Below are 6,169 nucleotides of genomic sequence, written 5' to 3' on the forward strand. Positions count from 1 at the left end.
CCCGAGGACAGCGCCGATAGCGTGGCGCCCCTCGACACGGCACCCTTCCCGGAGGTCCCCTCAATGACCAGCGCCGCCCCCAGCACCGCAGCCGAGTACTGGGACAAGTACCGCCCCACCTGCGACCGCCCGGCCGCTGACCGTTTCGACTGGACCGGCCTGCCGGCTACCGGCCCCGGCGCCGAGATCCTCGGCACCCCGAAGACCGCACTGGACCTCGGGCCGGCCGAGGGCGAGAACGCCGCCTTCCTTGCCCGCACCGGCGTCGAAGTGACCGCAGTGGACTTCTCCCCCGTCCAGATCGACCGCGCCCGCCACTTCTGGCAGGACGTACCGAACCTGGAGTTCGTCCACACCGAAGCCTGCGCCTTCCTCGACCGCGACGTACGCCTGTGGGACGCCATCTACTCCACGTGGGGCGCCGTCTGGTTCACCGACCCCGACGAACTGTTCCCCCGCATCGCCGCCCGCCTCGCCCCCGGCGGGATCTTCGCCTTCTCCCACCGCGAACCCACCGCGGGCCAGTACGGCGCCCAGAAGATGGGCGGCAAGTGGCTGGAGGGCCGCGAAACCGAACTGACCGTGCTCCGCTGGCAGCACAACCCCGAGCAGTGGACCGACCTCCTCAAGCGCCACGGCTTCACCGACATCCAGGCCGACATCATCCCTAGCCCCGACGCCGCGCTCGGCACCCTGCTGGTCACCGCCAAGGCCGCAGCATGAGCGAGACGTCCTGGGAGAAGTTCGGGTTGTTCCCAGCGGCCGAGGAGCAGTGGCACCGCTTCTCCTGGACCCAGCACTCCGACCACGGACCGGCATCGAACTCCTTCACACCGGCCTCGGAACCCGCGTCCTGGACCTCGGCGCGGGAAAAGGCGACAACCTCGCTCAGGTGGCCTCCACGGGCTCCGCGGCCGTCGGCGTGAACCTCTACACCACCCAGATCGACTCCGTCCGGGAGCGGTTCGGCCAGCTCACCACCGACAACCCCACCGTCGACGAACGCCTCAAGGCCGCCCGCTCCAACCTCCGCTTCCAGGACCGCCGCGTCGCCTACCTCGAAGCCCGCCTTGCCGACCACGGGTCAACGACCTGATCCTTTCCCGTCCATATTCTCAGCGTCCTGCCGATCACATTCGGCAGGACGCTGCCGGGAGAGGCACCTGCTCCAAAGGACCTGGTCAGCGGGCCTGAGTGATGCAAAAAGGCTGGCCCGCCGGATCGAACAAAACTGTCCAGCGACCCTCGCCCGGTTGAAACTCCGGCTTGGTCGCGCCCAGCTCCAGCAGACGTTTCTCCGCTGCCTTGACGTCTCCGAATGTCAGGTCCAAGTGGAAGGGCAGCTCCTGCCCGGGCCAGTCCGGGGCCTTGAACGACTTCGCCGTGATGAAGAAGTATGTCGACTCCCCTACCAGGACCGGGAAAGCGACCTCGCTGCCGTCCTCGTCCTGGTAGGCGTTGCCCACCGTGGCTCCCACAGCCGCAGCATAAAATTCGGCAAGCTTCCGGCCGTCCGGCGCCCACATGGCAGGGCCGCGGATCGTGCCCAGGGGAACCTCGCCAGCGCTGTTGTCAGCCATAACGATCCTTTCCTCGATGGGGAGAGCGCGCTTGGGGCGCTGTACTGAGCGGACCGTAGCCACCGTCTAGGTCATCAGCCGTCCTACATAGGCGAAGCCTTCCGGCGACGGGCCATCCACGAGTCCACCCGGCCGATGTACAGCAGCCGTCCCAACTCCCGTCGCGGACATGTAGTCCATGAATCGTCGCAGTTCAGAGCCGGTCCACGAGCCCCCGCGGTCGGTAAAGTGGCGGTGATCCACTCGTCCAGCAGGTCCTGCAGCTTGGGCAGCGACGTTCTCCCGCTGCGGGTGCCGCCCGCGCTGATCGGGATTGCGGCCGGTGTAGTCGTGCACTCGGACTCTCCGCCGAGTTGAGTCACGCCCAGTCGACGCCCAGTTTGGCGAGTGCGGCGTGTTGGTCGGTGGTGAGTTTGTCCCGCCTGCTCTTGGTGTTGGAGATCCATACGCCCAGCTTCACGACGACCGGCTCCGTCTCGCCTCGACGGTGATCTCCACACCGTGGGCGCGGGGCACCGGCCGGTGGGCGCCTTCTCGCTCGACCCACTGCGTGAGCGCCGCCAGGCCGCGCTGGAATGCCTGCTGTGCCTTGCTCGGCCCCTTCGCCCCGCGACTGGCCGCAGGAGCGGGAGCGGGCGCCTGGTTGGGCTCCACGCCCAGCTCGTTCAGCCGCTCCTGCTGCTCGGGCAGCAGCCGCGCCCAGGTGGCCGGCTGCTTCTGCTGCTGCAGCCACCGTCCGATGTCGTCGCCGTCCCACAGCACGCCCGGGGCGATGTCGGGCAGCTGCCCGTCGGCACCGACCAGGTCCGCGAGCACGCGGTAGTGCCGCTGCCAGTCCAGCGGCCACGGGCAGTCCCAGTCCTCGTCGATCGCGGTCAGCTGCGCCGCGCGTTCCGCGGCACGGTCGGTGCGATGCGCCGGATTCGTGGCAGTGGCTGCTGTCAGTGACAGCGGGTCAGGTTCGGGGTTTGCCGATGGTGAACCGTTCAGGGGCGGCGCGTCCACTGACAGGAAGGTGGTGCCTGGCCTCGCCGTACTGACACGGGGTGGCGTTTCAGGCTGACGGGCACTGCCACGGAACCGGCACTTCGCAGCCAGCGGAACGGTAAGCGTCTTCCCCGACGTGAACACCGGACGCCTGCAGAACGAGCAAGTCATCGAGTCGAGCTCCACCTGGACCCATGCACGCGTCGTCGCCCTCGGCGAGTACGGCATGAACGACTGGGAGGACGACCTGTTCGTCCGCTGGTCGGACGGCGAGGTCACCATGTACGGCAACACCCAGGCCGGCTCCTTCGGCCGGGAGTACCAGCGTACCCCCGCCCGCGGCAGCACTGGCAGCCCGGTCACAGAGCGCCGTCCGGCCGGACGACCCCTGTGCGAAGTATGTGGACCAGAGCTGTATCGCCGCAGCCACTAGAACCAGCAGCCGTGGGGCCCCCGCAGAGGCAGGCGTGGGCCCCCGGCCCGGACCGAGGATGCCATCGTGCGGATACCGCGGCCCCTTGTGGCCTCAGCCCTCGCTGTTGCTCTCGCTGGGTGTACGAGCGATGAAACGCCTCCGTATGTGCCAGGAACGGAATGGGAGCCTGACAACGCCCTGCAAAGTGCACAGGCGATCCTGAAGGACGATGACACCCCGACACGCCTCGTCGAATCGGGCGCGCCGCACGTGGCCTCCGGCCTGCGGGCAACCCTGGACACCAGCGGCGACAAACCCTTCCGCTTCGACATCGTGTGCGACAGCGATGAAGTTGCCAAGGTGACGCTCCTCCTGACCCGCGGAACTTCAAAGTCCGAGGTCTTCCCCCTCCTTGCCGGCTCCACCAGAATGGCGGTGGGTTCGGACGACGGTGGAGTCGACCATGACGCCCAGCCGGTGGCGAGAACGATCCACCGGTCCGGAACTTCGTGGATTGACATACGGCGCTTGAGGGACTGCGCAGCGGGCTGCTCCTGTAGCTCGGCGGAGGAGGAAGTCCGTCCGCCCTCACGGCGTGGAGCGAGGCGTTCGTTGGCCGTGTCCGGGGATGCTGTCGCGCTAGCAGCCCGCGATGTCGTCAGCGCAGCCGCGCACGTCGGCTTGCTCAAGGGACTTGAGGTTCCAGACGAGCAGACCTTGGGGTTGGGTCTTGCCTGTCGCGGGGTCGACCGTAGAGGTTCGACGTCTCGTGTAAAGGCATCGACGCCATCCGCGTCAACTTCCCCGCCGGAACACCTGTGACCGTGAAAGGCCTTCGACACCGCCTTCATGGAGATGATGATCAAGCACCACGAGGGTGCGGTGGCGATGGCCAAGACGGAGAAGACCGACGGCGCCTTGCCCGACGCCAAGACCATGGCGGACGCGATCATCACCTCGCAGACCGCCGAGATCACTCAGATGAACAAGCTCCTCGGCAAAAGCTGAACCCCACGCCCCGCAGGCGCCCGCCCCCGGGAGCACCCGGCATACGGGCACCGTGGGCGCGGCACCCGCCTCAGGCCGCGCCTGGCCGCGTTCGCTCAGTCAGTGGGTGCGGCGCAGGACTGCTTAGCTGCCCCAGCCGGCTTTCGGCTTCGACGGCGTTCCAGCGGCCGGGCAGAGCGGTGACGACGTCCTGGGCGGGGAGGTGCTCCCCCCGGATGGGCCGCAGGGCCGGCCTTCACCCGCCTGGTCCACCTGGGCAAGCCTCCCCGGCTGGAGGCCACGGCGGCCTTCGGGAGGGTTGCACCGGAAGGGGGCTGGAGGGCTGTCTGCACGGTTGCACTACGCGGGGGACCGAAGGTGCGACCGGGAGTGGGACCCCCCGAATCTGGTGATCTTGCATTCGTGCAGGTGGCGCGCTGACACGAAACCGAGAGATCGCATCCGGGCCGGCGTGACCGTAGGGCTGCCTCAGAACGCGCGGCTGCCCGCGGGGGCCTGCGAGTCCGTCTCGGGAGCACCGAGAGCTGTGGCGACGCGTCGGGCCATGTCCGACTGGACGCGGCCCCAGCTGAAACGCCAGGGTGTGGGGGCTGCCATCTGGACCTCCATCGACAGCGTGAGGAAGTGCTTGTGGAGCGGCCCGGCTGAGATCTGCGCCCGGGAGACGGCGGAGACGACTTCCTTGCCCACTCGGCCATTGTTGTTGTCGATGAGGTACAGCCGCTGATCGGTCAGCACCAGGAAGTAGGGGCGGGGTTTCAGCGCTACCAGCGCCGTACCGCCCGAGGCGATGCCGACGGCCACCGAGGCGGCCAGCTGGCGTTTGGCCGAAACCTTGCCTATCTGGACCGCCTCGACCAGCTCGACTCGCTCGCCCGGGGTGAAGAGCTGAGCGGCAACGGATATACAGTGCTCAGCAGACTTCTTGTTCACGTGGGTCCTCGCCGGGCTGGTTCTGGGAGTTGGGTGCGGCTCATCGTAGGGGCGCCCCTGACCTGGTGCAATGTGTGATCCACAAAGCCTGAATTGCCCCTTCCGCCCACCCCGAGCCGCAGCGTGCTGGCTGGCGTAGAGGGCGTGGTTGGCGTGCTTGGCTGGGGCGGGAGGACCTGACACGGGCGTGATCCGCATGTAGGCCGTCGGGCCAGTTCCTATCCCAGATGGAATTTTGAAGCAGCTGGGTGTCGCGGTGCCTCGCCCGCGTAAGGGAGGGGCAGGCGGCTTGAGTCCGGCGGGGGTGGTGTGGCGGTACTGTGAATGGCTCATCGGAGTGGCGGTCTTGGGGGACGAGTGGGACGCAGCAGGCTGCCTGTGGAGAACGCGGGCAAGGGCGATCTCTGTCTCTTCATCGAACCGTACGGTGAGGACTTCTATCTGAAGCCCGGGGAAGTCTTCACGGTCGCGCCTGAGGCCGAGGGGATCGATGTCTGGTTCTCTACTCTCGTCTGGGAGGGAGGCATCACGGTGTGGCCCTATGAGGACGGCGACCCGACCAAGATTGTCCTGGAGTACTCAGTGACGGACGCCGACGGAACCCGGCTGGAATGCGGTCCAGAGGCCCCCTAAGTCGGCTGGCTTTGACGTGGCCGAGCTGGGTTGACCCTCGGCCACAGGGTCAGGGCGAGATTCTGCAGCTGGGCGGTGCCCAGCATGGAGTGGTGGACGGGACAGCCCTTAGGCGACGCTATAGACCGGCCCGGCAGGGGTGCCAGTGACGCTCTTGTGTCTTACTCGTAAGCGCCATGGGCAGTGGGCGGCGGAGTGGACAGGACCGGATTCGAACCGGCGTCAGACCCCCTTGAAGGGGGGCGCGTCGACCTCTGCGCTACCTGCCCCCCGCCGCGGCGTGGATCAGCCTACGCCACCCCCTACCTACCACTGCTGCGGGCTGCCCGGGGAACGGGCTGGTCCTGGAGTCGGAGCCGAAAGGGCCCAGGGTGGGGGAGCGGAGCGGACCCACCCAACGGGCCGTAGGCCCGGACCCCGTGAAACGGGGTCACTCAGGCCGGCGGAGCAGGCCGTTCGGGGTGGAGCGAAGCGGAACCCCCCGAACTGTCCGGAGCGAAGCGTAGGACACCGGCCCGAAGGGCCGGCTCTAGGACCGCGAAGCGGTCCGCCGCCAAGCGCAGCGAGGCGGTTCTCTCCTGAGCGCGCAGCGCTCAGGTACCCGCTCCGCGGG

At 68.0% G+C, this 6,169-nt stretch carries 6 protein-coding genes and 2 pseudogenes; 5 read left to right on the forward strand and 3 right to left on the reverse strand.

Annotation, left to right across the window (positions count from 1 at the left end; genetic code table 11):
* Nucleotides 1–63: 63 nt before the first annotated feature.
* The gene (locus ACZ5NJ_RS05775) at nt 64–723 is read left to right on the forward strand and encodes a class I SAM-dependent methyltransferase (RefSeq protein ID WP_468763112.1); all 660 of its coding nucleotides are present in this window, start codon (nt 64–66) and stop codon (nt 721–723) included.
* 49 nt (nt 724–772) lie between these two features.
* Nucleotides 773–1,096 (forward strand): class I SAM-dependent methyltransferase, encoded by a 324-nt coding sequence (locus tag ACZ5NJ_RS05780; RefSeq protein WP_468763114.1) that lies wholly within the window; start codon nt 773–775, stop codon nt 1,094–1,096.
* 85 nt (nt 1,097–1,181) lie between these two features.
* On the opposite strand, the gene ACZ5NJ_RS05785 is transcribed toward ACZ5NJ_RS05780, so the two are convergent.
* Both ACZ5NJ_RS05785 and ACZ5NJ_RS05790 read right to left on the reverse strand, forming a co-directional pair.
* Nucleotides 1,182–1,580, reverse strand: a complete 399-nt coding sequence (locus ACZ5NJ_RS05785) for a VOC family protein (protein ID WP_468763116.1) — start codon at nt 1,578–1,580, stop codon at nt 1,182–1,184.
* Between the two features lie 358 nt (nt 1,581–1,938).
* Nucleotides 1,939–2,486 (reverse strand): annotated as a pseudogene (locus ACZ5NJ_RS05790) (helicase associated domain-containing protein); the annotation flags it as partial.
* Between the two features lie 217 nt (nt 2,487–2,703).
* Here ACZ5NJ_RS05790 and ACZ5NJ_RS05795 point away from each other — a divergent pair.
* Nucleotides 2,704–3,000: a hypothetical protein gene (locus tag ACZ5NJ_RS05795; RefSeq protein WP_468763119.1), complete on the forward strand. Its 297-nt coding sequence runs from the start codon at nt 2,704–2,706 to the stop codon at nt 2,998–3,000.
* An 810-nt stretch (nt 3,001–3,810) separates the two neighbouring features.
* A pseudogene (locus ACZ5NJ_RS05800) lies at nt 3,811–3,990 on the forward strand (DUF305 domain-containing protein); the annotation flags it as partial.
* A gap of 468 nt (nt 3,991–4,458) precedes the next feature.
* Here the strand turns inward: ACZ5NJ_RS05800 and ACZ5NJ_RS05805 are convergent.
* Nucleotides 4,459–4,923, reverse strand: a complete 465-nt coding sequence (locus tag ACZ5NJ_RS05805) for a hypothetical protein (protein ID WP_468763121.1) — start codon at nt 4,921–4,923, stop codon at nt 4,459–4,461.
* A 378-nt stretch (nt 4,924–5,301) separates the two neighbouring features.
* Between ACZ5NJ_RS05805 and ACZ5NJ_RS05810 the strand changes: the two genes are divergently transcribed.
* A complete protein-coding gene (locus ACZ5NJ_RS05810) occupies nt 5,302–5,556 on the forward strand; it encodes a hypothetical protein (protein ID WP_468763123.1) in 255 nt (84 codons plus the stop codon).
* Nucleotides 5,557–6,169: the final 613 nt, after the last annotated feature.

It is taken from the genome of Streptomyces sp. NPDC032091, from assembly GCF_055580265.1.